The organism is Mesorhizobium sp. M1E.F.Ca.ET.063.01.1.1, from assembly GCF_003998155.1.
In the GTDB taxonomy this organism is placed as follows: domain Bacteria; phylum Pseudomonadota; class Alphaproteobacteria; order Rhizobiales; family Rhizobiaceae; genus Mesorhizobium.
Map to the genome: position 1 here is coordinate 1 of NZ_RZSC01001055.1, position 1584 is coordinate 1584.

The following is a 1584-nucleotide window of genomic DNA, read 5'->3' on the forward strand; positions in this document are numbered from 1 at the left end:
CGCCGGCCGAAGCATTCACGAATGGCGTGGCAGCTAAATTAAGGCTCCGGCCGGCGAAGGCCGGAAGCGGAGGAAGCCGCCGTTCGCAGGCCGGCCTCACCTGAATATCGGCACACCTAGTCCAGGCAGCCGACATAGGCGCCGGACCTGCCGGCGCGCCGCTCGATCAGATTGGCGAGCCGTCTGAGCCCCGGCCCCGGCTTGGCCGGGTTGCGGGCGATCGGGTTGGGCAGGCTGACGGCGAGAAGTGCGGCCTGCCGGCGCGACAATTGCTTGGCCGAGACGCCGAAATGGTGCCGCGCGGCGGCCTCGATGCCGTAGATGCCAGGCCCCCACTCCGCGATGTTGAGATAGATCTCCATGATCCGCCGCTTCGACATCACCGCGTCGAAATAGACGGCCAAAGGCAGCTCGACCACCTTGCGCACGCTGCCCAGCGGCCGCGACCACAAGAAGAGATTCTTCACCGTCTGCATGGTGATGGTGGAGGCGCCGCGCGTTGCCTCGCCGGCAAGCGCATCGTCGACCACGCCGCGCAATTCGCCGAGATCGACGCCGCGATGGAAGCAGAATTGCCCATCCTCCGACATGATCACCGAATGCGCCAGCACCGGCGCCACGTCGTCGATCGACACCCAGCGCCGGTCGTAGCCGGAGAAAGTCGCGAGATCCTTCAGCATCAGCGTCGAGACAGGATGCACGAAGGACGGCAAATAGAGGAAGGTGAGCACGACCGGTATCGCCGCCAAAATGATGGCCACGACCAGGCAGCGCCGGCCAAGGCGCTTGAGACCGGCGCGGTTCAGGCGCCGTGGTCGCGCCATGTCCAGCCCTTCGATTTCATGTTCGACGATCGGTTCCGACAAGCCGCCCCACCCGTGCCACGCGCCCAATCGGCATAAAGCTGCCAGGCTTCTTGCGCAATGTCTGAGTGTCGGCTACCGGTCCCGGCCATGACGAAAGACGACCATATGGCCTTCGAAACCGCGTTTTTTGCGCGCGCCGCCGCAATCGAGGTCCTGCTCCGGCAGATCCTCGACGCGCCTCTGCTTTCCGGCGAGATCGCCCGGCCTGAACGCTTGATGGCGGCGATGCGCCATGGCGTGCTCAACGGAGGCAAGCGGCTCCGCCCTTTTCTGGTCATGGAAAGTGCCGCTCTCTTTTCCGCCGATGGCGAGGCGGCGATGCGCATTGCTGCGGCGCTCGAATGCGTGCACTGCTATTCGTTGATCCATGACGATCTGCCGTCGATGGACAATGATGACCTGCGCCGCGGCCAGCCGACCGTGCACAAGGCCTTCGACGAGGCGACCGCCATCCTCGCCGGCGACGCGCTGCTGACTTTGGCCTTCGACATCATCGCCGACGAGGCGACCGCTCTGCCGGCCGAGCGCCGGACAGCGCTCGTGCTGGCGCTTGCGCGTGCCGCCGGAGCCGGCGGCATGGTCGGCGGTCAGATGCTCGACCTCGAGGCCGAGCGCAGGCGCCCGGACGAAGCCGGCATCATCAGGCTGCAGGCGATGAAGACCGGCGCGCTGATCCGCTTCGCCTGCGAGGCCGGAGCCATCGTCGCCGGCGCGCCCG

Annotated in this window: 2 protein-coding genes; one reads left to right on the forward strand and one right to left on the reverse strand. The window is 66.5% G+C overall.

Annotated elements, in window-relative coordinates; translation table 11 throughout:
* Positions 1–116 precede the first annotated feature (116 nt).
* The gene (locus tag EOA29_RS35920) at positions 117–824 is read right to left on the reverse strand and encodes a transglycosylase domain-containing protein (RefSeq protein ID WP_126095712.1); all 708 of its coding nucleotides are present in this window, start codon (positions 822–824) and stop codon (positions 117–119) included.
* A 129-nt stretch (positions 825–953) separates the two neighbouring features.
* On the opposite strand from EOA29_RS35920, the gene EOA29_RS35925 reads away from it, so the two are divergent.
* Positions 954–1584: polyprenyl synthetase family protein (locus EOA29_RS35925; RefSeq protein ID WP_145970027.1), on the forward strand; the 631-nt coding region annotated here is incomplete at its 3' end.